A 23,430-nucleotide genomic window follows, 5' to 3' on the forward strand; every position below is an offset into this window, starting at 1 on the left:
GGCGGAAAATGGAAAACGATGATTTAACTCATTTTAACGAAGAAAAACGAGCGAAAATGGTAGATGTAACTGCAAAATCAGAAACAAAACGCCGGGCTATTGCTAGCACTACAATCCATATGAACGAAGAAACTTTAGCAAGAATTCATGCAGGTAAGATAGAAAAAGGGGACGTTCTGGCAGTTGCTCAAGTTGCAGGAATTATGGCTGCTAAAAAAACGAGCGAACTAATTCCGATGTGTCACCCGATTATGACAACAAAAGCGGATATTTCTTTTCAAGATGATGCTAAAACCAAACTAACGGTTATTTCGGAAGTGGTCACTGTTGGTAAAACTGGTGTGGAAATGGAAGCTCTTACCGCCGTCACAGTTGCTGCGCTAACGATTTATGATATGTGTAAAGCGATGGATAGAAGAATGCGTATAGAGCAAACTTATTTAGTAGAGAAAACTGGCGGGAAAAGTGGGACATTTAAAGCAGAAGTGTAACTATTTTGTAGGATAGGAGTTTTGTTTTATGCAATTATTAACGGATAAATTTGGGCGAGTACATGATTATATTCGCATTTCAGTAACAGATCGGTGCAATTTAAGGTGTGTCTATTGTATGCCCGAAGAAGGCCTGACATTTTTGCCCCATGAAAAAGTGCTATCCAAAGATGAAATTGTCGGTTTCATGGAAATAATGGTGAAATTTGGTATAAAAAAGGTGCGTATCACTGGTGGAGAGCCATTACTTAGAACAGATATTGTCGAAATTGTTCGTGGCTTAGGGTCGATTCCAGAAATCGAGGATATTTCCATTACGACTAATGCAATGTACTTAGCGAAAAAAGCAGAGGCACTCAAAGAAGCTGGTCTTACCCGAGTGAATATCAGCTTGGATTCCCTTCATGCAGATCGTTTCCAAGCAATCACGCGCGGGGGACGTTTACAAAAAGTATTAGATGGCATTCAAAAAGCCGAAGAGGTTGGCTTATTTCCAATTAAATTAAATGTTGTGTTAATTAAAGGTCAAAATGAGGATGAAATAACCGATTTCCTTCAATTTACTAAAGATAAAGACATTAACATCCGTTTTATTGAATACATGCCAATTGGACATGCGGGAACAAGTTGGAAAGAAAAATATCTTTCGCTGGATACAATTTTTGAAGCATGTAATGAAGCAGGATTTGCTTACGAGTCAGTCGATACGATTCGTGGCAACGGCCCTTCTGAAAATTTTCGAATAGAAGGAGCCAAAGGGACATTTGGAGTTATTCATCCAGTTAGTGCCCATTTTTGCGATAGTTGCAATCGACTTAGACTAACTGCAGATGGCTATATTAAAGCTTGTCTATACTGGGATGAAGAAATGAATATTCGCCCTTTCATTAATGAACCAGTCAAATTAATGCAACTTGTCCAAAAAGCAATTGATAACAAGCCAGAAAACCATGAAATGGCGCTTAAATTGCAAGATGAAGTCCAATCCAATAAACCAACTTGGCGTCGAATGAGCCAAATTGGTGGTTAAACAAAAAATCCGACTTGTGCGAGTCGGATTTTTATTTTTGCCGTTCTGCTATTAAATGAGGAAGTTCAGGGATAATTAGTCTTTCCATAGCTAGGTGACAAGCGTTGGTTGAGCCAGGCAAAGCGAATACTAACAAGCCACTTTGCGAAAACCCAGCAAATGCACGTGATACCATCGCTCGACTACCGATTTCTTCATAACTAAGCATCCGAAACAATTCACCAAATCCAGGAATCTCTTGTCGGATCAACGAGAATAACGCTTCATAAGTTACATCGCGCTTAGCAATCCCTGTTCCTCCATTTGTGATTAAACAAAAGGGTTCACAGGCAGCTAGTTTTTTCACCTTTTGTAAGATTAAATCGGGATTGTCGGGAACAACCACGCGGGAAAATACTTGATGACCAGCTGCTTCTAATTGTGTTTGAATTAACCGTCCGCTCGCATCAGTCTCTATATCTCTCGTATCACTAATTGTCAAAATACTACAAGTAGTAGAAATAAATGTTTTTTGTTCCATAATAAGCTCCTTTAATTAAAAAATAGCTGATAAATTTTTGTTGCTTCCAAGATATTTTCTGTACCATGAAGTAACACGCGTCCGTTTTTAAAAATAACAAACTGATACGCTTGGTAATCAAAGCTTAGAAGGGCGGGATTTTCATTATAGGTAATTTGTACTTCTTTAAGTCGTTGTTTGATTGCTTCATAATTACTTTTTTGTGCTAATTGAAATTGAACCGTGTCTCGACCGCAGAGTGCAACTGCTTTTTTAGAAAATGGTTTTTCAAAAGTGGCTTGAGAGGAACAACCGGAACAATTGGGTCGCTTGTTCACTTGAAGTGAGCGAAACGTGAATTGCCAATTATCCACTTGGAAATACGTATTTGCGGCAAAATCTGGCTTTAAAATCATTTGGGTAAGGAGCGAAACTTGCATGCCGGCGACAATAGGTATAAGTGCGCCATCCACACCAATGATATCGCAACTTGCAGCATTGGTTTGTGGTAAATTATCGATTAAACAGTGTAAACAAGCAGAGTCCGGTGGGATAATCGGCATGATATTCGCATAATTGCCTGCACAAGAAGTGAAAATCCAAGGAATCCGATAGTTAAAAGCAAACTGATTTAAAATTTCTCGTGTCATAAAATTATCCGTACAATCTAAAATATAGTCAACTTTAGTAGCAAAAGTAGCTAGACTTTCCGGATTCGCATCCTCCACTAGATAATCGATTTCAATCTCGCTATTAATTAATCGAAGCGCTTTGCAGGCTGCATATGCTTTGGCTTGTTTTTCAAATGCATCTTGTTCTGTAAAAAGGGATTGGCGTTGCAAGTTGCTCCACTCCACATAATCACGGTCTATTAAAAGTAATTTTCCAAATCCCATTCGCGCGCAAATTTCAGCCGCATAGGAACCGATAGCACCAACACCGACAATTAAAATCGTCTTTGTTAACAGTTTAGCTTGGCCAGATTTTCCAATAGTTGTAACACGCATTTGACGATCATAGCGTTCCAAGTCCTCACCTTCTTTCTATTATATTTTACCAGAAAATAACGAAAAGAGCCTGTAAAAGTAGTTTTGATTTATGTTTGCAATTTGTCGCGGCTATCTTCTATAATGAGTAAAACATACTAAAAATTAGAGGTGCAAACGATGAAGCAGAAACTAGAAACATCTAAATTTTATCCTGCCTCCCCAGTCTTTGTTTTAACCTATTTAAATGAAGAGGGAAAGCCGCAGATGTCAACGGGATCATCATCTTATACACTTGGAAATACGATTGTTATTGGTGTATCAGCAGAAAGCAATGCGAGTAAACTTGAAACAATTGGCGACCATTAAAGCTAATAGAAAACCCCCGCAGAATTTTTCTGCGGGGGTTTTCTATTTTAACCAAATACATCCACATCGGGTGGCAAGTAAGATGGGTTTTCTTTATTAATATGGTCATAAAACATAATTCCATTTAAATGATCAATTTCGTGTTGAACTACAATCGCGGGATAGCCTTTGAATCGTAATTTTAATGGTGTGCCATCTTCATCAAAAGCATCGATAGTAACTCGTTCACTACGAACAACATAACCTGGGACTTCACGGTCGACAGAAAGACAGCCTTCTCCGCCAGAAAGACAAGCTTGTTGAACAGAGTGGCTACGAATTTTTGGATTATAAAGCACATAACTATAAAGTCGATCTTTTTCATCATGGACATGAATCGCTAAAAAGCGCTTTGTTACGGCAAGTTGAGGTGCGGCAATTCCGACACCACCACGTAAGCCATATTTTTCAGCAAGTTCTTCATCTTGACTATTAATTAGAAATTCGAGCATCTCGCGCCCTAATTTTTTTTCTTCATCTGAAAGCGGAAATGACACTTCACTGGCAACCTCACGTAGCGCCGGGTGACCTTCTCGTACAATATCGTCCATCATAAGCATGATTTGATTCTCTCCTGTTCTTTAATAACATATCTTTATTTTAACAAAAGAACGAAAAAAAAGGAATGAAAGATTACTTTCTAATAAAAAAACAGCTTATTCGTAGGACTAAAGACATATTTGTTAAAAATAAGAAAGTCTTAAACGCGAACAATATAACTAAATATTAAAAAAATGTTCGTATAAATTAAACAATCAAAATTTTAATATGTTTGTGAATTCACAAACTATGAAGGAGTTGTAAATAAAAAGTCCAAATAGGTGTGGTAATGCGAGAATCGCAATATTATATAACAGTTTGATTCTGTTTTATCTTTTTCTAATACAGAAGTGGAAAGCGAATGATTTAAGTGATAATGCCATTGTAAGCGATAAAATAAACAGAGATCAACTTATTGACTTCATAATCTTGGTAGTGTAAATTAAGAGAGAAGATTAGTGTATTAATAAATTTCTATTTTTCAACTAAAACAGAAATGATTTAATAACAAAAAGAAAAGTTCTTACTTTTTTACAAAACATTGTGAATGATTGATAACATTTTCACATATTCTCTCGAAATCGATGTTTTTATTGCTTTTTTTGTGGTAATTACTGGGAAAGATGGCGTAAATAATTATAGGATTTTAAAGAAAAGCTTCCGGAATAGCTTCTTCTATAGAACAACTTTTCTTTTACTACGTTACTATTATTAATACACAATCAGGATGGCAGTTTTAGATACATCCGTTCAGTTGGAATGAGGGACCGGACCAAAAGCGAGTTACGCACGCAATCCTGCTAACGAGAAACTAAAGCTGTACAATGTGAATGACGAAAGGGTGGATACGAAATGGCTTCTAAAACAAAGAAGGCTATTATCGACGTAAAGAAACAATTTGAGGCTGTTCATAAACAATTTGAATTGGTTCAAATTTTGAATGAAAAAGGAGAAATCGTAAATCCAGATTTAATGCCGGATTTGACAGATGAAGAGTTAGTAGAATTAATGACTCGTATGGTTTGGACTCGTGTACTTGACCAACGTTCTATCTCACTTAACCGTCAAGGACGTCTAGGTTTCTATGCTCCAACAGCAGGTCAAGAGGCATCTCAACTTGCAAGTCACTATGCACTTGAAAAACATGACTATATTCTTCCGGGTTACCGTGATGTGCCACAACTTATCTGGCACGGACTTCCACTTACAAAAGCGTTCTTGTTCTCTCGTGGACACTTTGTAGGTAACCAATTCCCTGAAGATTTAAATGTATTATCACCACAAATCATCATCGGTGCTCAAATTGTTCAAGCTGCTGGTGTAGCTCTTGGTCTTAAAAAACGTAAAAAAGATGCTGTTGTAATCACTTATACTGGTGATGGTGGTTCATCTCAAGGTGACTTCTATGAAGGAATGAACTTTGCAGGTGCTTTCCATGCTCCAGCAATCTTCGTAGTACAAAACAATAAATTCGCGATTTCTACACCTCGTGAAAAACAATCTGCTGCTGAAACATTAGCTCAAAAAGCAGTTGCAGCTGGAATCCCAGGTGTACAAGTTGACGGAATGGATCCACTTGCAGTATATGCTGTAACTAAATTCGCTCGTGAACGTGCAGTTGCTGGTGAAGGTCCAACTCTAATTGAAACAATGACATACCGCTATGGTCCACATACACTTTCTGGTGATGATCCAACTCGTTACCGTACAAAAGAACTTGACGGAGAATGGGAACTTAAAGACCCAATCGTTCGCTTCCGTACTTTCTTAGAAGGAAAAGGACTTTGGAACGAAGAAAAAGAAAATGCTGTTATTGATCAAGCAAAAGAAGAAATTAAAGTAGCTATTAAAGAAGCAGACGCTACACCAAAACAAACAGTGACTGATCTTCTTAAAAATATGTACGAAACACCAACTGCTCCTATCAAAGAGCAACTGGCAATCTATGAAGCGAAGGAGTCGAAATAATCATGGCGCAAAAAACAATGATTCAAGCGATTACAGATGCGCTTGCAGTAGAACTTGAAAAAGACGAAAACGTATTAGTTTTTGGGGAAGACGTTGGTAAAAATGGCGGCGTATTCCGTGCAACAGAAGGATTACAAGATAAATTTGGCGAAGATCGTGTATTTGATACGCCACTTGCTGAATCTGGTATCGGTGGTCTTGCTATCGGTCTTGCACTTGAAGGTTTCCGCCCAGTTCCAGAAATCCAATTTTTCGGCTTCGTATTTGAAGTAATGGATTCCGTTGCTGGCCAAATGGCTCGTATGCGTTACCGTACAGGCGGAACTCGTACAGCTCCAATCACAATTCGCGCACCTTTTGGTGGTGGCGTTCATACGCCAGAAATGCATGCGGATAACTTAGAAGGCTTAATGGCTCAATCACCTGGTTTAAAAGTGGTAATTCCATCCACTCCATACGATGCAAAAGGTCTTTTAATCTCAGCTATTCGTGATAACGACCCAGTTATCTTCCTTGAGCATATGAAATTATACCGTTCTTTCCGTGAAGAAGTTCCAGAAGGCGAATACACAGTAGAAATTGGTAAAGCAGCTGTTCGTCGTGAAGGTACAGACGTTTCTATCATCACTTATGGTGCAATGGTACAAGAATCAATGAAAGCATCAGAAGCACTTGAAAAAGACGGTGTATCTGTTGAAGTTATTGATTTACGTACAATTAGCCCAATTGATGTAGACACAATTGTTGCTTCTGTTAAGAAAACAAATCGTGCTGTTGTTGTTCAAGAAGCACAAAAACAAGCAGGTATTGCAGCGAACGTTATTGCCGAAATCAATGACCGAGCAATTCTTTCACTTGAAGCGCCAGTTATGCGTGTAGCTGCTCCAGATAGCGTATTCCCGTTCTCTCAAGCAGAAACAGTTTGGTTACCAAATCATAACGATATCATCGAACGTGTAAAAGAAGTTATTGCATTTTAATGAATGACAACCATTTTAAAACTTATGGGGAGTTTTGGAATGCGAAAGAACTATTTTCATACTAAGGTTCAGTGCATCTGAACCTTAGAAATTACAGGAGGCTTAATAAAAATGGCATATTCATTTAAATTACCGGATATCGGTGAAGGTATCCATGAAGGTGAAATCGTTAAATGGTTTGTACAACCAGGCGATAAAATTGAAGAAGATGAATCCCTATTTGAAGTACAAAACGACAAATCAGTGGAAGAAATCACTTCTCCAGTTTCCGGAACCATTAAAGAAATCAAAGTTGGTGAAGGTACCGTTGCAACAGTTGGACAAGTACTAGTAACATTTGATGGCGTAGAAGGTCACGAAGACGACGCCGAAGAAGAAAGCGCAGCACCAAAAGCAGAAAACACAGAATCAGCTCCTGCACCCGCACAAGCTAGCGGAAAAGGAATTTTTGAATTCAAATTACCAGATATCGGTGAAGGAATTCATGAAGGCGAAATTGTTAAATGGTTTATTCAACCGGGCGATAAAGTAGAAGAAGATCAGTCCATTTTTGAAGTGCAAAACGACAAATCTGTCGAAGAAATTACTTCTCCAGTAGATGGAACGGTTAAAGATATTTTAGTTAGTGAAGGAACAGTAGCAACAGTTGGTCAAGTATTAGTAACATTCGAAGGTGATTTTGAAGGAGAAGCTAGTCATGAATCTACTCCAGAATCTCCAGCAGAAGACGCTGCACTTGCAAACAACGATGCAACTTCCGCACCAGCAACGGGTGGAAACGGAACTCCATCATCTAAAAAAGATCCTAATGGCCTTGTAATCGCAATGCCTTCCGTACGTAAATATGCACGTGAAAAAGGCGTTAATATTGCTGAAGTAGCAGGCTCTGGAAAAAATAACCGCGTAGTTAAAGCAGACATTGATGCTTTCCTAAATGGTGAACAACCAGCTGCAGCAACTACTACTTCGAATGCAGAAGACAAAGCATCTACTCCAAAAGCAGAAAAAGCTACAGCAAAACAACCAGTTGCAAGTTCTGATGCATACCCAGAAACACGCGAAAAACTAACACCAACTCGTCGTGCAATTGCAAAAGCAATGGTCAATTCGAAACATACAGCACCACACGTTACTTTAATGGACGAAATCGAAGTAACTGCCCTAATGGCGCACCGCAAACGTTTCAAAGAAGTGGCTGCTGAAAAAGGTATCAAACTTACTTTCTTACCTTATATGGTGAAAGCTCTTGTTGCAACGCTTCGTGACTTCCCAGTGCTTAACACAACTTTAGACGATGCAACAGAAGAACTTGTTTACAAACATTACTTCAACGTTGGTATCGCAGCAGACACAGACCACGGCTTGTATGTGCCAGTAATCAAAAGTGCGGATAAAAAATCTGTATTTGCAATCTCTGATGAAATTAACGAACTAGCTGGAAAAGCACGTGATGGTAAATTAACAGCTGACGAAATGCGCCATGGTTCCGCAACTATTTCTAATATCGGTTCTGCCGGCGGACAATGGTTCACTCCAGTAATTAACTACCCTGAAGTTGCTATTCTTGGTGTTGGTCGTATTGCTCAAAAACCTATCGTAAAAGATGGCGAAATTGTAGCAGCGCCAGTATTAGCGCTATCCTTGAGCTTTGACCACCGTGTAATTGACGGCGCAACTGCTCAAAAAGCAATGAATAATATTAAACGTTTATTAAACGACCCAGAATTATTACTAATGGAGGTGTAACAAAATGGTAGTAGGCGATTTTCCAGAAGAAAGAGACACCATAGTCATCGGTGCAGGCCCAGGTGGTTATGTAGCCGCAATTCGAGCAGCACAACTCGGACAAAAAGTGACCATTATTGAAAAAGAATATTACGGCGGTGTTTGTTTAAACGTCGGATGTATTCCTTCAAAAGCACTTATCACTGTTGGTCACCGTTTTAAAGAAGCGAACCACTCTGATAACATGGGAATCACAGCTGATAACGTAAGCTTAGATTTCACTAAAGCACAAGAATGGAAAGGAAGCGTAGTTAACAAGCTTACATCAGGAGTTAAAGGCCTTCTTAAGAAAAATAAAGTAGAAATGCTAGAAGGAGAAGCGTTCTTCGTGGATGATCATTCTTTACGTGTGATTCACCCTGATTCCGCTCAAACTTATACATTCAATAACGTTATCATTGCAACAGGATCTCGTCCAATCGAAATCCCAGGTTTCAAATATGGTAAACGTGTATTAAGCTCTACTGGTGCACTTGCTCTAACAGAAGTTCCAAAAAAATTAGTCGTTATTGGCGGCGGATATATCGGAACAGAATTAGGTGGAGCATTCGCTAACCTTGGAACAGAACTTACTATCCTTGAAGGCGGACCAGAAATCTTACCAACTTACGAAAAAGATATGGTTTCGCTTGTAAAACGTAATCTGAAAAGCAAAAACGTTGAAATGGTTACTAAAGCTCTTGCAAAATCTGCTGAAGAAACAGAAAACGGCGTAAAAGTAACTTATGAAGCAAATGGCGAAACAAAAACTATCGAAGCTGACTATGTGTTAGTAACAGTAGGTCGTCGTCCAAATACTGACGAAATCGGTTTAGAACAAGCTGGCGTAAAAGTAACTGAACGTGGCTTAGTAGAAGTAGACAAACAAGGTCGCTCTAACATTCCAAACATTTTTGCAATTGGTGATATCGTTCCTGGTGTTCCACTTGCGCATAAAGCAAGCTACGAAGCAAAAATTGCTGCTGAAGCAATCGCTGGCGAAAAATCTGAAAATGATTATACCGCACTTCCAGCAGTTGTATTCAGTGATCCAGAACTTGCAACAGTTGGTTTGACTGAAAAAGAAGCAAAAGAAAAAGGCTTTGATGTAAAAGCTGCTAAATTCCCATTCGGCGGTAACGGTCGTGCACTTTCTTTAGATGCACCTGAAGGATTTGTTCGTTTAGTTACCCGTAAAGAAGATGGCTTAGTTATCGGTGCACAAGTTGCCGGAATGAACGCTTCTGATATTATTTCAGAAATCGGCTTAGCAATCGAATCAGGCATTACTGCAGAAGACATCGCACTTACTATTCACGCTCATCCATCACTTGGAGAGCTAACAATGGAAGCTGCTGAACTTGCTTTAGGTCGCCCAATTCACATGTAATACGAAAGAAGCGGAAATATCCATTGATGGGTATTTCTGCTTTTTTATGAATGAAAATTTTAGTTCATTTTTTGAAATTAATTACCCGTTTTAGAAAAAAAGTAGTATAATGTAAAAGGTAAACTTAACAAGTCAAATCTAATTGAATCAGGTGAAAAAATGGAGAAACAAACAGCAACTTGGAAGAAAGCTCTATTTTGGTGTGGATACGTCATAGCAGGAATTTGCTTTTTATTAACAATCGTTGCTTTTATTGTAGGATTTATACACCATATGCATGATACAGGTGGATGGCGCTCAGTTATTCAAATCCTTGAAACACCAATCACAGGTTTTATAAAAATGACTGGCGGCTATATTGGAAAAGGAATCTTGGAAGTTATTATCTTAATTATCGTAAGTTATGTACTACCAATTTTTTTCTGTTTTGCAACCTATCGTTTAAAAGCAAAACGGCGTGAAATGGCTTGAAAATAAGATTATTTTGTAAAAAGCAAAGCGAATAGGCTATGCTTTTTATTTATGTGGTCAAGTTAGTTTATTCTAACTAGTAAGCATGCTAAAATAATATTAGAAGACTTGATGAGGAGGAGATAATCGTGGCATCTAAGAAAAAGAAAATTGTCATTATCGGAAGAAGCAATTTACAAAGCCTCTACATTCATACACTTCTTTTGAAAAAACTTTCAGCTGAAATTCACTTGATAGATGAACTAGCTAAGTCAAGCGTTCAAGATTTTGAGTATGCCAGCTACTATCACCCTGCTGCAACTACTAATATAGGTAGTTTTAATGAGTGTAGAAATGCAGATTTAGTTGTTTTCTTCCAAGAGGAAATGTCTGATGCTAGCATTTCCAAAGAAGCAAACCTGGCACTAATCAAAGAAAAAGTGAAAAAGATGATGGCGACTGGTTTTCAAGGGAATGTTATCGTCGCAACTGCAGAAAGTAATATTGTTGCTGCATTAATTAAACGCTTTTCTGGATTACCAGCTAACCAAATTGTCACACTCGGGACGATGCTCGCAACTTCTTATTTTCAAGTAGAGATTGCGAAATTATTTAAAATCAGTCCGAAAAATGTTCATGGTTATATAATAGGAGATAATAGAACGGACGTGATTCCAGTTTGGAGTAGGGCTTTTCTTGGTGGGAAACCTATTTTAAGTTATTTAACAGAGGAACCAAAACGGCTTACCTCAGAAGACTTACAAAATCTCGCAAATCGGATGACGAAGATTCCTGACTATCCTTTTGAAAATAAAGATGGTTGCACATTTCGTTTTAGTACGGTGACAGTGCTTGCTGAATTAACAGAAGTGATTTTACAAGACGAGGCACGTGTGCTTACTGTAGGCGTTGAAGTGAAGTCGGCCTATGGATTAGATGAGCCAGTCTTTGTAAGTGTACCAGCTGTTATTGGCGCTTCTGGTGTGCAGGAATTATTAGAGCTTAACTTATCTGACGACGAGCAAAAAGAATTAAAACAAATCGCGACAAAAACGACTCAGAAATTAGAAGCAATGCAGCTTGATAAAGGAGGAATCAGTTAATGGAATACAGTTATCCATTAAATCCAGACTGGACGACCGAAGAAATGACGATTGTTGTGCAATTTTTAGAGGCAATCGAACGCGCATATGAAAAAGGAATTGAGACGCAAGAATTGAAAGAAAAATATCGCGCTTTTAAACAAGTAGTCCCTTCTAAAGGTGAAGAGAAGCGTCTAGGAGCAGATTTTGAAAAAGCAAGTGGCTATTCAGCTTATAAAGTGATGCAGCTAGTAAAAAATGCCACAACCAGCAAAGTAAAAATGCAACCATAATTAAGAGGAGGAATTTTTTCATGGATATTAGTCAAATTAAAGCAAACATGGTAACACCAGAAGTAGGAATACACGTAGGAGATAAAGCGGCTCCTGTCAAAGTAATGTCATTCATCAATCTACGTTGTCCTTTCTGTCGTGAGTGGAATGAAAAATCACAAGATGTACTAACAGAATTTATTCAAGCAGGCAAAATCGAGCTTATCATCAAACCTTTTGATAAAGAAAAAGAATCACTTCAACGCGGAAATGTCGTGCACCGTTATTTAGATTATTCCACACCAGAAGAAACGCGTGAAACAATCAATAAAATCTACAGCACGCAAGACGAGTGGGGGAGTCTGTCTTTAGAAGAAGTAGCAACATATATGGAATCTAAATTAGGATTAACAGAGCAAGACAACAAAGCGGCATCAGAAAAAATAATCAGAGAAGCAAATGAAGCTAATGTTGTGTTTGTTCCAACAGTTATCGTTGGCGAACATATCTTTGATGAACATATTAGCCCAGAACAATTACGTACTTTATTGAACGGCGAATTAGCTAAATAAAAAGAATACCGAATAAAATGAAGTTGAACCAATTTACTTCTTTTAAAAATGGATTTGCTTATTCTCCCCATAGAGAATTCCAAATCCATTTTTTTATTTACTCAGATTTTTATCACATCTTATTTGTATCAACAAACTTCACAATATCGACAAAAAATATTTAGCTAGAAAATCTATTTTATAAAGAAGCAGAAGAAAGCTTTTGTGCAAGTAAACGCAGAAAACAAAAGGAAGACGTAAAAAGAGTTGTCAATTATAGCTGGGATTTTGCAGAAAATAAGCTTAAAAACAAAATTTTTCTACTTTTTTGAAGCTAAGGGAAAGTGATTGTTGTTTCATTTTGTATGTGTAAAAGTCACTTAAATATAGAATTTTATGTGTTAAAATATAGAAGCGGTAAGGGAAAGGAGCAAGAAGTTGTTAAAAGAACGTATTAATTTTTTAATACAGCAAAAAGGAATGACAAGAAAAACACTTGTAAATGGTCTTGTAACATTACCTCACTTTTCAAATATTCTAGCTGGCCGTTATTTGTTAGCAGATGACATAGCTAAACAACTCGGTAAACGCTTAGGGGTGACGACAGATTATATACTGCGGACAGAAGACAGCTCTTTAGAAATTAACAACCAAGCTGACAAATTTTTTCGCCAAGTTGTATTGTTTCAGCAAATGAATGATGCATATGTGGCTTCGGTACCAGAAAAAAATGATGCACTTGTAATTGAACTTTCAACTGCATTGATGAAAGCTTGTTATTTTCAAGCGACGAACAATCGGGTAAGCTATCAAGCATTACATGAAACATACCTGAATTTTTATTTGGAAAATTTTGACGATTCATCGATTTTAACATTACCACTGCCATTAAGAAAAGCTTTTTTCTATTACAAGCTACAATTTTATCGATCCATTTCAAAGTTAGAAGAAAGTGTTAGCTATATAGAACGGTTATTGCCAATGCTGGAGGAAGATGCAGAAATTTGGATTGCCGTAAAGAAAATAGAGATGGAAGTTTTAGTAGTGCTTAGATTATTCGATAAAGCGAAAAAAAGTTTTGAAGATACGCTTCATCGGGTGCAAACCGAAAATCTATCTCATCATCTTTCTAGTCTTTATATTGCAGAGAGTGCGTACTGTTTTTATTTGAAGCTCTATGAAGAGGCATTTGTTAATTTAGCCAAGGCAGAAGAATATTTAGTTTATATGAATGATTCAGCTGGTTCGTATCTAGTCACTATTTTTAATAATCGTATCTTGATGTTGATTGCAACCAATCAATTGGTGAGTGCAGTACAGGAAGTAGAGCGCTTGGAAAAATACCTTCGTCAACAAAAAAATATCGATGCAACGTTTTGGACCTTAATTGAACTTCATAAAGCTGATATTGCATTAGCTGGTGGCTCGGTTACGACATTAGAGGAAATTCTGGCTCGGTTACAAAAAGCGAATAAAACATCTGACCAAGATTATGCAGTAATATTTTATCAATCTCAGTTGGCACTTCTGCAAGGGAATTTTAAAGAGGCAGTAGTAATTGCAGAGGAGTGCTTACCATTTTTCGAACAAGCGAATATCACTAATAGGCTATTAATGATTTACGAAACAATCGCAATCTGCGCAGAGCAAACAAGACAATATAAGAAATCTTCGGATATGTATAAAAAAATGACACAATTATTAAAAATGAATTGAGGGAAATAACAATGAAAATAGTAGGAAATTTAGGAAGAGCAATTGGTTTTATAATGATTTTTGGTTCAATGGCATATATTTTTTTTAATCGAGATAATATAGATGTTTTCTTTTCACCGGTCTTTCGGTATACACTATACGGCGGAATAGCAATTCTCGTTATTAGCAGTATTTTACCATTGATGTTATCAGGATTTGGCGGACGTGTTAAAAATGGAGTACCTGCATTAGGCCTCATTGAATCAGTTAGGCAAACGGGAACATATATAAACGAGCAACCGCAAGTAGAACTAAAAGTACAAGTAACAGAAGAAAGTGGCGAACAATTTGAAACAACGATAACCACGATAATCCCTTTAACACAATTGGCGAGTTTTCAAATAAATTCCCCAATCAATGTTCTCGTAGGTGAAAATCGAAAAGTAGGGTTACCAAAAGCTGGAGATCCAACACTATCTTTAGAGAAAATGCAGTCCATGTTTAATATGGTAGCTGTGAAAAAGGGATTGATAAGTGAGGAATCACTAGAAATTAGTCAAAATGGTGTAGAAAGTTATGCGACTGTAAAAGCAATGAGACCAAGAGGCTCGCTCACGGCAGAACGTGTGGAGTTAGAGCTAGATCTAGACTTAACGAAAGTAGATCAAAGTATCGTACCTGTTAGCATAGTAAAAACATTTCCTGGCTCTAGTGTAGAACTACTGCAACCTGGCCGTGTTGTTTCGGTTATTTATCTGCCAAATCAACCTGAAAAATTAGTAATTAAAACGGTAGCCGATGCAAATACAGCTCAGTCGGCTCTCCAAAGAGGCTAAATCGGAATTTGTATTAAAATAAACGAGTAAATGAGGATTAGAAATGAGCAATAACTCAAAAGCAAACCTGACTATTTTTATTGCAATTTTATCTTTCATGAGTATCAACTTTTCTTTTATAGCTGTACCGAGTTTAATTGGTATTATTTGGTTAACTACTAGTATTATAGTATTAGTAGTAATGATTATTCTACTCATTCTGCTTAATAAACAAGCTAAAAACGATATAGAGGCAGCCGCGATTCCCTTAGAAACAACCATCACGTGGTGGGAAACAAGTGGTAGTGCAGAAAGAGGAATCATGTTCTATTTAGTATTATCTATTCCTCAAAAGAGAAAACAAATAGAACGCGCTTATTCTACTTCTGGGGGCATTGGTATCGTTGAACTAACACAATTTTTAAATCAGCATCCATTTGGTTCAAAACTAACTATTTTAACAAATGGCAAAGACTTAAAAGTGATTGTGTTAGAAGAGATACAACTTGTTATGTCGAATCATGGAGAAAAGCTGATATTAGAACGTTTTCACAAATCTAAAAAACGTTAATCGATAGAAAAAAAACGAATGTACTTCCTAACAAATAGTTAGATAGTACATTCGTTTTTTGTAGTAGTTAAAAGAATTTCCTCCGCCAAAACACAATCGCAAGTGCGCCGGCAATTCCAAACGCAAAACCAAGTGTTAGCATCCAGGCCATTGACATATCCATAAACGGCAATTTAACGTTCATTCCGTAAAAACTAAAGACCATCGTAGGAATAGTTAAGATGATAGTAAAAGAAGTTAGGAATTTCATCACGATATTCATGTTGTTGGAGATAATTGAGGCATAAGCATCCATCATCCCACTTAGAATATTCGAATGAACTTCCGCCATTTCGATTCCTTGGCGATTTTCAATTATAACATCTTCCAGTAAGTCTTGATCTTCCTCGTACATTTTAACGATGTTTTGACGCATCATTTTATCAAGGACAACTTTATTAGATTTAAGGGCAGTAACAAAGTAAACCAAACTTTTTTCAATCCCCATTAAATCATACAACTGTTTATTTTTCATTGATTCATGTAATTCTTTTTCGATTTCATCTGTTTGGCGGTTTAAGCGTTTTAAGTGCCGTAAGAAAGTAGTTGAAATCATATATAATATTTGTAGTGCGAATCGTGTTTTCATATGCGTATAAAAACCTTTAATGCGATTTCGGATAAATGATTGCACAATGGAAGAATCAATTGTGCAAATGGTAATAAAGTAGTCTTTGGTAATAATTATCCCCATTGGAATGGTTTCAAATGAAGCATAATGAATATCGTCTTCATCTACTACCGGAAAGTCACAAACAATTAAAACGGAATCAGAATCATCGTCACGTTCAATCCGAGCGCTTTCATCTTTATCTAGTGGATCTTCTAAAAATTCTAGTGGGATTTCATAATTATCAGCAATTCTATTAATTTCTTCAGAAGTAGGGGCAACGATATTAATCCAACAATTGCGGGTTACTTCTTCTAATTCCATTAATTTGCCATTTTCATCTGATTTGAAAATTTGATGCATGCTCTTTACCTCCTTTTTTAACAGGTAAATTTCACGCGGCTTAAGTTACGTTCCCGTGAAAAATCACCTGTATGAATACTTCGATGCGGACCAGGGTCACTTGCTGTTTGCTGTTCATTTTTCACGTTCCTCAACTCCTTCAAACCAGTAATAATTCACAACTCTACCATTATACCTAGATTACAGTCATTTGTACATCTTTTATTGCAAGGAAGCCTTATAGAATGGGATTAATTCATCTAGTACAGATTCTGCTTCTTTTAGGAAAGTTTTTCCAGGTGTCAAAACGTCATCATCAGGGAGGAATATTTTCCCAACTAAAAATTCGCCTTTTTTAACATCACGAAAACGTTCTAAAGTTGGAACCAACTCGCCGTTATGTACAGGATACGTTTTTTCTTCGGTGTGATCTGGCGAAATCGCAAAACCATCTGGTAAATGAGCAAATAATTTTTTCTCTTTCAAAAAACGATTGGCAATTTTAGCACTTTGTTCATTTTCATATATAAAAGCTAACCAAATAAATAGGTAATTATCAAATAGTCCGACTTGAAAATGTGGATGCTTTTTATAACCACGTTTATCATGGCAGATTGCTAACCAAGTGCTCTCGGGTGGATTAACAGAACGTCTTTGGTGCCGCGCAATATGTAAAAACATTTCCTCGCCAAGCTTGGCACTTAAATATGTTGTTAATTCCTCACCAACTGCTTTGAATTTTGGTTGAATATCATTTTGAATTCCAGCCATTCTTGCTTCAAGTCCGGGAATTTGCATTGTCATAAAATCTTTCTTCGTAAATCCTTTAAAAGTCATCTGATTTCCTCCTAGTTTTGCATATAGTTTCATTATACGAAAGTTAAGTTCTAAGGGAAAGAATCTTGTTCTATTCAGCTAATTCATTTTTTGTGATAAAATAAACAAAACAAGTGTGAAGAGGTGTGAGTATGGATAGCGAAAAAATAGATTATTTAGCACGATTATGGATTATGGAAGCAGCAGCGAAAATCAAGAAGTCGTTTAAAGAAACATTAGATATCGATATAAAGTCTGGTCGAAATGATTTAGTAACTAATATGGATAAAGAAACGGAAAGCTTTTTTGCGGGGCAAATCAAAGAACATTTTCCTGAGCACCGATTATTTGGTGAAGAGGGTATGGCGGACTCCATTACAGATTTAGACGGCGTTGTTTGGATTCTTGATCCGATTGATGGGACACTTAATTTCGTCGAGCAACAAAGAGACTTCGCCATTTCACTGGCCATATATGAAGATGGTATTGGAAAACTTGCTTATATTTATGACGTCGTGCGAGATGACCTTTACTTTGGAGAAAAAGGAAAAGGGGCGACTGTTAATGGAAGGCCAATTCAAAAAATAGATCCAAATCGTGAACTTCAAGACGCTTTACTCATTGCTAATTTAAGTGTGACCAGAAAATTTCCGACGATGTGGGAAGCGGTAAAAGTATCACGTGGCTTACGACTTCACGGAGCGGCTTCACTTGAGTATATGGATGTCGCAACAGGACGAGCAGGGGCATATCTATCCGCGAATTTAGCACCATGGGATATTGCGGCTGGGAAAATTATTGTCGAAGAATTAGGCGGAATTGTAACCCGAATGGATGGTGGAAAAATCAATATGTTAGAAAAAGGAACATCTATTGTCGCAACACCTAAAATTCATCAAACGCTATTAAATAACTACCTGCCTTAAAGAAAGCGCTCAACATAAAAAAATGCCTTTTCAGAAAATAAAAATCGTGCCAAATCCGCCTAGCTATGCTATAATAGGTAAGTTGATTTAAACGAGACGATAGCGACGGAGGAAAATAAATCTATTTTCCTCTTTCTTTTGGCTAATCTTCACGATAAATGTTTGGATTTTTAATTTAGGAGGAAACAAGATTGAATTTAAGAAATGATATTCGTAATGTAGCAATTATTGCCCACGTTGACCATGGTAAAACAACACTAGTAGACCAATTATTACGCCAATCAGGAACTTTCCGCGACAATGAAACAGTTGCAGAACGTGCGATGGACAACAATGATTTAGAAAGAGAACGCGGTATTACTATTTTAGCAAAAAATACAGCGATTAAGTATGAAGATACACGTGTAAACATCATGGATACACCTGGACACGCCGATTTCGGTGGAGAAGTAGAACGTATCATGAAAATGGTGGACGGTGTTCTTTTAGTAGTGGACGCGTATGAAGGTACAATGCCTCAAACACGTTTTGTACTAAAAAAAGCATTAGAACAAAACCTAACACCAATCGTCGTAGTTAACAAAATTGACCGTGACTTTGCTCGCCCAGAAGAAGTTGTTGATGAAGTACTAGAACTTTTCATCGAACTAGGTGCAAATGATGATCAATTAGAATTCCCAGTTGTTTATGCTTCTGCAATCAATGGAACTTCAAGCTATGATTCCGATCCAGCAGAACAAAAAGAAACAATGAAACCACTTTTAGATACAATTATTGAACACATTCCAGCTCCAGTTGATAATAGCGACGAACCGTTACAATTCCAAGTTTCACTACTTGATTATAATGACTATGTTGGTCGTATTGGTATTGGCCGTATTTTCCGCGGAACAATGCATGTTGGACAAACAGTAGCACTAATCAAACTTGATGGTACTGTAAAACAATTCCGTGTAACGAAAATGTTCGGTTTCTTTGGACTAAAACGTGACGAAATTAAAGAAGCAAAAGCTGGTGATTTAGTTGCACTTGCAGGAATGGAAGATATCTTCGTTGGTGAAACAGTAACACCATTTGACCATCAAGAAGCACTTCCACTTTTACGTATTGACGAACCAACCTTGCAAATGACGTTTGTAACTAATAACAGTCCTTTCGCTGGTCGTGAAGGTAAACATGTAACAAGTCGTAAAATTGAAGAACGCTTATTAGCAGAACTTCAAACGGATGTATCGCTTCGTGTAGAACCGACAGCTTCTCCAGATGCATGGGTTGTTTCTGGACGAGGAGAACTACATTTATCGATCCTTATCGAAACAATGCGTCGTGAAGGTTATGAATTACAAGTTTCTAAACCAGAAGTTATTATTCGTGAAATTGACGGCGTGAAATGTGAACCAGTAGAAGATGTTCAAATTGATACTCCTGAAGAATTTATGGGGTCTGTTATTGAATCTATTAGCCAACGTAAAGGTGAAATGAAAAATATGATTAACGATGGTAACGGACAAGTTCGTTTACAATTCATCGTTCCAGCTCGTGGTTTAATTGGTTATACAACTGATTTCCTTTCAATGACTCGTGGTTATGGTATTATCAACCATACATTCGATAGCTACCAACCAATCCAAAAAGGACGCGTTGGTGGACGTAGCCGTGGTGTTCTTGTATCAATGGAAACAGGTAAATCAACTACTTACGGAACAATGCAAGTAGAAGACCGTGGTACGATTTTCATTGAACCAGGTACTGATATTTACGAAGGTATGATTGTTGGAGAAAACAACCGTGATGGCGATATCGCTGTTAATATTGTAAAAGCAAAACAAATGACTAACATTCGTTCTGCTAACAAAGACCAAACTAACGTTATCAAAAAACCACGTCATTTATCTTTAGAAGAATCATTAGAATTCTTGAACGAAGACGAATACTGTGAAGTAACTCCACAATCAATCCGTTTGCGTAAAAAAATTCTTAATAAAAACGAACGTGAAAAAGCAGCAAAACGTTCAAAGACTGCTGAATAAGTTATTACCAAAAATAACAAGCTGGCTTGAGGATGGTTTGATACCATATTTAAGTTAGCTTGTTTTATTTTGGCATATAACTAAAAAAGTAGGAAAGACCAAATTGTAGTGAGACCCAAAAGTTAGCCCAAATACCGACCTGAGAAATCTGGTTGGTATTTTTATGTGGTTATCCGTTCGTGGTACTGAATAGGACTACAACCAAGTTTTGTTTTAATTCGAGGGTGATTGTAGTTAATGTATTCAATCTTTTATTACTTGTTTCAATTGCTTAAAGCTGGCATAAATTACCCCGTATAATAATATAAAGAGGCATTTGAATTTTTCTGTTCTAATCATTTTTGCCAATATATATATAGGTCGCTTTAGGAAATTTTGTGGCTTGCAGAAGAATCGTTAATCGGAACTCGCTCTGGAGTAGTTCGTGGATGATTCGGGTATCTCGTCCTTGAGTCGTTCTGGGACATCCATGCCTAAAGCGTGGAGCTTTTTTATAAAAGCAAGTTCTGCTCGTAATAATTCGTTTTCTCGTTCTAATTTTTGTTCCCGTGTCAGGGGTATATTGGGCTTAATTTATTTCTTTTTCTTGGACATTGAAGGTCGTCCTTTCTGTTTTGGTAAAAGGTCTTCGATGTCTTCTCGCAGTGCCAACTTTGAAGTAATTCCCCTGAAGGAGACGGCAACATCCAGGTAAGAGTCACTGCTATTTAAGTATACTAGTGTAGGACATTTTGCTTGAATTGGGAACTGTAATGTCGTTTCGTTTTTCAGCGGTTTCCACCCATTTTTAACAGTCGGAAAAGCTGAAATACCAAAAAACATTGAGCGATTGTGCCATAACCACCTTCGCCGATTTTATAATCTTCCACTTCTTTCCTCTTGAATCCATCATCATATTTAGTTAATTAAAATACGCCTCCAAAGTTAGATTTTATGGTCTAACTTTAGTGGCGCACTATAAAATTCAGGGTCTTTTCTATTTTTTTGATTGATGATAGAATACTTTATTTTACAAAATATCCACGTTTCATCCAGCCTGTTTTGCCATTATACGTAATTTGATAGAAATCATTTGTAAGAGTTGTATTATTTAAAGCAACTTTTGCACCTTTAGGAATACTTACAACTACTGGACTATCCCAAGTGGGACTTTGACGTAAGTTTATGTTACTGCCAGCATACAAAGTTTCTAAAACAGAACTTGTAGAGAAATAACTTCGCTTCATCCAGCCAACTTTACCATTAGAGGCTGTAACTTGATAAAAGCCGTTATTTAGTGTTGTATTATTTAACTTGACTTGCGTATTGACTGGTATTGTAGCTGAAATAGAACTATTCCAGTCAGGTTTCGAACGAAGATTAAGTTGAGATGAAGCGTATAGTGTTTCTAGAACGGGTTGTTTGGAAAAATAAGAGTCTTTCATCCAGCCAACTTTACCGTTCACTGTGATTTTATAGAAACCATCTTTTGCTGTTGTATTATTTAGTGTTGCTTTGTCACCTTCCTTAATGCTAAAGGCGATGGAACTATCCCAACTAGCAGCTGATCTTAAATTAATAGCTGATTTCGCATAAACATTTTCTAAAACAGGTTGTTTAGAGAAGTATGAGTCCTTCATCCAACCAATTTTTCCGTTCACCGTGATTTGATAAAAACCGTCTTTGGAAGTAGCGTTATTTAGTGTTGCTTTGTCGCCTTCTTTAATACTGAAAGCAATGGGACTATCCCAACTAGCAGCTGATCTTAAGTTAATAGCTGATTTCGCATAAACGTCCTCTAAAACAGGTTTATTAGCAAAGTAAGATAATTTCATCCAACCGGTCATTCCGTTATAGGTAACTTTATAGAAATTATTGGAGTTTGTAGAATTATTAATAGTAACTTTAGCGTTTGTTGGAACATTACCTACAATAGCGCTATCCCATGAAGCAGATTTTCTTAAATTTAAATCAGATGCTGCGTAATAAGTTTGAAGTACAGGTTGTTTTGAAAAATAAGTTAGTTTCATCCAGCCTGTTTTTCCACCATAACTAACTTTATAAAAGTCATCTTCTGTCATAGAGTTTTCATCAATTGTAACGGTTGCACCTTCTGGAATGTTGATAATGATATTACTTGACCAATCCGCCGTTGTCCTAAGGCTAATAGCTGATTTAGCATAATATGTTTTATTAACGGGCACAGTTAGTTCATTATATTTATATTTAACTAAATCAAAAAATTCATTAAAAGTGTATCCCCACTTAGCAAAATAGCCAACTGGATCGCTATGGTTAGTTCCGCCTAGGTAACGACTTACTGAATCGTGAGACCAAACTGTTCCAACGCCAGTATTATGGGCATTTACAGGAACTAATCCATATTGTTTTAAGTTATAAGCAACGTAATAAGCATCATTGTTTATGGACTTATAAAACTTTTCTTTTGTCTTTTCGCGTACTAATTCAGCCTGAACAAAATATGGGTTGGCTTTTGGTCCAGCACCCCATACGGCATATTCTGTCGGATGTATTTGTATAATACGGCTGCTATCAACAAACGTATGCACAAATGCATTTTGCCAGTTATTTGTCATATAATTAATTTCACTGGTTATGGTAGAATTATCATTGGCAGTTTCATGGACAACAAAGCCTTTTGGCTTACCATGTCCGTCTTTATAAACAAATTGATCAAAGTTCTTTATTTGTTTTTCGATTACTGGCGTAGTATAGTTTTGGCTAATGATATATTGATTTGCAGCTGAAAGACCTTTTGAACTCGAAAAAAGGCGAGCAGATTTAGCTGAAATTGCTGGATTTATTTCTTCGGTTGGCTTCGTTTTAGCTTCTTTTTTTTCTTCTTTAGTTTGTATTTCTGGTGTATAAACGGATTCATTTGTATTATCATTCATAATTGTTTCAGCATCTATAGGAGAGCTGCTTGGAGATTCTTCTGCCAATACAGGAGTAGATAATGAGATTGTAGCTAGGAGTGTCAAACCTAAAATAGTAGTGATGCGTTTTCTTTTATTTTTCAATACAAAAATCCCTTCTAATTTTTATTATACATTAAAGAATATCTGATTTTATTAGAAAAGTATAGCCCTTAGAATAAACTGTAAACAAAACGATATAAAATTAAGTCGATTATCCTAGACAAGATGGACAAAAGTAATAGATAATGTAAGTAGAA

21 protein-coding genes and 1 pseudogene are annotated in these 23,430 nt (G+C 36.9%); 16 read left to right on the forward strand and 6 right to left on the reverse strand.

Annotation, left to right across the window (positions count from 1 at the left end):
* Positions 1 to 8 precede the first annotated feature (8 nt).
* Both moaC and moaA read left to right on the forward strand, forming a co-directional pair.
* Positions 9 to 491 (forward strand): cyclic pyranopterin monophosphate synthase MoaC, encoded by a 483-nt coding sequence (moaC, locus tag CKV67_RS05085; protein ID WP_014092466.1) that lies wholly within the window; start codon positions 9 to 11, stop codon positions 489 to 491.
* A 28-nt stretch (positions 492 to 519) separates the two neighbouring features.
* Positions 520 to 1,521: a GTP 3',8-cyclase MoaA gene (gene moaA / locus CKV67_RS05090; RefSeq protein WP_014092467.1), complete on the forward strand. Its 1,002-nt coding sequence runs from the start codon at positions 520 to 522 to the stop codon at positions 1,519 to 1,521.
* 31 nt (positions 1,522 to 1,552) lie between these two features.
* On the opposite strand, the gene CKV67_RS05095 is transcribed toward moaA, so the two are convergent.
* Both CKV67_RS05095 and CKV67_RS05100 read right to left on the reverse strand, forming a co-directional pair.
* On the reverse strand, positions 1,553 to 2,041 hold the full coding sequence (locus CKV67_RS05095; protein ID WP_014092468.1) for a MogA/MoaB family molybdenum cofactor biosynthesis protein: 489 nt from the start codon (positions 2,039 to 2,041) through the stop codon (positions 1,553 to 1,555).
* 11 nt (positions 2,042 to 2,052) lie between these two features.
* The gene (locus CKV67_RS05100; protein WP_014092469.1) at positions 2,053 to 3,048 is read right to left on the reverse strand and encodes a ThiF family adenylyltransferase; all 996 of its coding nucleotides are present in this window, start codon (positions 3,046 to 3,048) and stop codon (positions 2,053 to 2,055) included.
* A 138-nt stretch (positions 3,049 to 3,186) separates the two neighbouring features.
* On the opposite strand from CKV67_RS05100, the pseudogene CKV67_RS05105 reads away from it, so the two are divergent.
* Positions 3,187 to 3,351: pseudogene (locus CKV67_RS05105) on the forward strand (flavin reductase family protein); the annotation flags it as partial.
* A 71-nt stretch (positions 3,352 to 3,422) separates the two neighbouring features.
* Here CKV67_RS05105 and def read toward each other — a convergent pair.
* Entirely contained in the window at positions 3,423 to 3,974 is a 552-nt protein-coding gene (gene def, locus CKV67_RS05110) for a peptide deformylase (protein WP_014092470.1), read from the reverse strand.
* An 832-nt stretch (positions 3,975 to 4,806) separates the two neighbouring features.
* Here def and pdhA point away from each other — a divergent pair.
* The 11 genes from pdhA to CKV67_RS05165 all read left to right on the forward strand — a co-directional run bounded on the left by pdhA (position 4,807) and on the right by CKV67_RS05165 (position 15,492).
* Positions 4,807 to 5,922 carry a pyruvate dehydrogenase (acetyl-transferring) E1 component subunit alpha gene (gene pdhA, locus CKV67_RS05115; protein WP_003719276.1) on the forward strand — a complete coding sequence of 372 codons (1,116 nt, stop codon included), beginning with the start codon at positions 4,807 to 4,809 and terminating at the stop codon, positions 5,920 to 5,922.
* 2 nt (positions 5,923 to 5,924) lie between these two features.
* Positions 5,925 to 6,902: an alpha-ketoacid dehydrogenase subunit beta gene (locus CKV67_RS05120; protein WP_014092471.1), complete on the forward strand. Its 978-nt coding sequence runs from the start codon at positions 5,925 to 5,927 to the stop codon at positions 6,900 to 6,902.
* Positions 6,903 to 7,013: 111 nt separating this feature from the next.
* Positions 7,014 to 8,648, forward strand: a complete 1,635-nt coding sequence (locus CKV67_RS05125; RefSeq protein ID WP_025279857.1) for a dihydrolipoyllysine-residue acetyltransferase — start codon at positions 7,014 to 7,016, stop codon at positions 8,646 to 8,648.
* Between the two features lie 4 nt (positions 8,649 to 8,652).
* Positions 8,653 to 10,056: a dihydrolipoyl dehydrogenase gene (gene lpdA, locus CKV67_RS05130; protein ID WP_014092473.1), complete on the forward strand. Its 1,404-nt coding sequence runs from the start codon at positions 8,653 to 8,655 to the stop codon at positions 10,054 to 10,056.
* A 159-nt stretch (positions 10,057 to 10,215) separates the two neighbouring features.
* Positions 10,216 to 10,527, forward strand: a complete 312-nt coding sequence (locus CKV67_RS05135; RefSeq protein ID WP_014092474.1) for a hypothetical protein — start codon at positions 10,216 to 10,218, stop codon at positions 10,525 to 10,527.
* A gap of 128 nt (positions 10,528 to 10,655) precedes the next feature.
* Positions 10,656 to 11,609, forward strand: a complete 954-nt coding sequence (locus CKV67_RS05140; RefSeq protein WP_014092475.1) for a Rossmann-fold NAD(P)-binding domain-containing protein — start codon at positions 10,656 to 10,658, stop codon at positions 11,607 to 11,609.
* Entirely contained in the window at positions 11,609 to 11,881 is a 273-nt protein-coding gene (locus CKV67_RS05145; RefSeq protein ID WP_014092476.1) for a UPF0223 family protein, read from the forward strand. Before CKV67_RS05140 ends, CKV67_RS05145 begins: the two co-directional genes overlap by 1 nt.
* A 20-nt stretch (positions 11,882 to 11,901) precedes the next feature.
* A complete protein-coding gene (locus CKV67_RS05150; protein ID WP_014092477.1) occupies positions 11,902 to 12,432 on the forward strand; it encodes a DsbA family protein in 531 nt (176 codons plus the stop codon).
* Between the two features lie 417 nt (positions 12,433 to 12,849).
* On the forward strand, positions 12,850 to 14,127 hold the full coding sequence (locus CKV67_RS05155; RefSeq protein ID WP_014092478.1) for a transcriptional regulator: 1,278 nt from the start codon (positions 12,850 to 12,852) through the stop codon (positions 14,125 to 14,127).
* 11 nt (positions 14,128 to 14,138) lie between these two features.
* On the forward strand, positions 14,139 to 14,942 hold the full coding sequence (locus CKV67_RS05160; RefSeq protein WP_014092479.1) for a hypothetical protein: 804 nt from the start codon (positions 14,139 to 14,141) through the stop codon (positions 14,940 to 14,942).
* Between the two features lie 43 nt (positions 14,943 to 14,985).
* The gene (locus CKV67_RS05165; protein WP_014092480.1) at positions 14,986 to 15,492 is read left to right on the forward strand and encodes a hypothetical protein; all 507 of its coding nucleotides are present in this window, start codon (positions 14,986 to 14,988) and stop codon (positions 15,490 to 15,492) included.
* 67 nt (positions 15,493 to 15,559) lie between these two features.
* On the opposite strand, the gene CKV67_RS05170 is transcribed toward CKV67_RS05165, so the two are convergent.
* Together CKV67_RS05170 and CKV67_RS05175 are read right to left on the reverse strand one after the other, a co-directional pair.
* Complete coding sequence (locus CKV67_RS05170) at positions 15,560 to 16,504, reverse strand: magnesium transporter CorA family protein (protein WP_014092481.1); 945 nt, start codon at positions 16,502 to 16,504, stop codon at positions 15,560 to 15,562.
* A 201-nt stretch (positions 16,505 to 16,705) separates the two neighbouring features.
* Positions 16,706 to 17,320, reverse strand: coding sequence for a YktB family protein (locus tag CKV67_RS05175; RefSeq protein ID WP_014092482.1), 615 nt, complete (start codon positions 17,318 to 17,320; stop codon positions 16,706 to 16,708).
* A gap of 131 nt (positions 17,321 to 17,451) precedes the next feature.
* On the opposite strand from CKV67_RS05175, the gene CKV67_RS05180 reads away from it, so the two are divergent.
* Positions 17,452 to 18,225, forward strand: a complete 774-nt coding sequence (locus tag CKV67_RS05180) for an inositol monophosphatase family protein (protein ID WP_014092483.1) — start codon at positions 17,452 to 17,454, stop codon at positions 18,223 to 18,225.
* Between the two features lie 191 nt (positions 18,226 to 18,416).
* Entirely contained in the window at positions 18,417 to 20,255 is a 1,839-nt protein-coding gene (typA, locus tag CKV67_RS05185; RefSeq protein WP_014092484.1) for a translational GTPase TypA, read from the forward strand.
* A 1,004-nt stretch (positions 20,256 to 21,259) separates the two neighbouring features.
* Here the strand turns inward: typA and CKV67_RS14880 are convergent.
* The gene (locus tag CKV67_RS14880; protein ID WP_014092485.1) at positions 21,260 to 23,275 is read right to left on the reverse strand and encodes an N-acetylmuramoyl-L-alanine amidase; all 2,016 of its coding nucleotides are present in this window, start codon (positions 23,273 to 23,275) and stop codon (positions 21,260 to 21,262) included.
* Between the last annotated feature and the right edge of the window lie 155 nt (positions 23,276 to 23,430).

It is taken from the genome of Listeria ivanovii subsp. ivanovii (assembly GCF_900187025.1).
GTDB lineage: Bacteria > Bacillota > Bacilli > Lactobacillales > Listeriaceae > Listeria > Listeria ivanovii.

What these genes read in the sequence shown, in the direction of transcription:
- CKV67_RS05180 (WP_014092483.1), top strand. Translation starts at nt 17,452, where the DNA reads ATGGATAGCGAAAAAATAGATTATTTAGCACGATTATGGATTATGGAA.
- CKV67_RS05095 (WP_014092468.1), bottom strand. Translation starts at nt 2,041, where the DNA reads ATGGAACAAAAAACATTTATTTCTACTACTTGTAGTATTTTGACAATT.
- moaA (WP_014092467.1), top strand. Translation starts at nt 520, where the DNA reads ATGCAATTATTAACGGATAAATTTGGGCGAGTACATGATTATATTCGC.
- moaC (WP_014092466.1), top strand. Translation starts at nt 9, where the DNA reads ATGGAAAACGATGATTTAACTCATTTTAACGAAGAAAAACGAGCGAAA.
- CKV67_RS05150 (WP_014092477.1), top strand. Translation starts at nt 11,902, where the DNA reads ATGGATATTAGTCAAATTAAAGCAAACATGGTAACACCAGAAGTAGGA.
- lpdA (WP_014092473.1), top strand. Translation starts at nt 8,653, where the DNA reads ATGGTAGTAGGCGATTTTCCAGAAGAAAGAGACACCATAGTCATCGGT.
- CKV67_RS05165 (WP_014092480.1), top strand. Translation starts at nt 14,986, where the DNA reads ATGAGCAATAACTCAAAAGCAAACCTGACTATTTTTATTGCAATTTTA.
- pdhA (WP_003719276.1), top strand. Translation starts at nt 4,807, where the DNA reads ATGGCTTCTAAAACAAAGAAGGCTATTATCGACGTAAAGAAACAATTT.
- CKV67_RS05120 (WP_014092471.1), top strand. Translation starts at nt 5,925, where the DNA reads ATGGCGCAAAAAACAATGATTCAAGCGATTACAGATGCGCTTGCAGTA.
- CKV67_RS05175 (WP_014092482.1), bottom strand. Translation starts at nt 17,320, where the DNA reads ATGACTTTTAAAGGATTTACGAAGAAAGATTTTATGACAATGCAAATT.
- CKV67_RS05160 (WP_014092479.1), top strand. Translation starts at nt 14,139, where the DNA reads ATGAAAATAGTAGGAAATTTAGGAAGAGCAATTGGTTTTATAATGATT.
- CKV67_RS05135 (WP_014092474.1), top strand. Translation starts at nt 10,216, where the DNA reads ATGGAGAAACAAACAGCAACTTGGAAGAAAGCTCTATTTTGGTGTGGA.
- CKV67_RS05145 (WP_014092476.1), top strand. Translation starts at nt 11,609, where the DNA reads ATGGAATACAGTTATCCATTAAATCCAGACTGGACGACCGAAGAAATG.
- CKV67_RS05170 (WP_014092481.1), bottom strand. Translation starts at nt 16,504, where the DNA reads ATGCATCAAATTTTCAAATCAGATGAAAATGGCAAATTAATGGAATTA.
- CKV67_RS05125 (WP_025279857.1), top strand. Translation starts at nt 7,014, where the DNA reads ATGGCATATTCATTTAAATTACCGGATATCGGTGAAGGTATCCATGAA.
- def (WP_014092470.1), bottom strand. Translation starts at nt 3,974, where the DNA reads ATGCTTATGATGGACGATATTGTACGAGAAGGTCACCCGGCGCTACGT.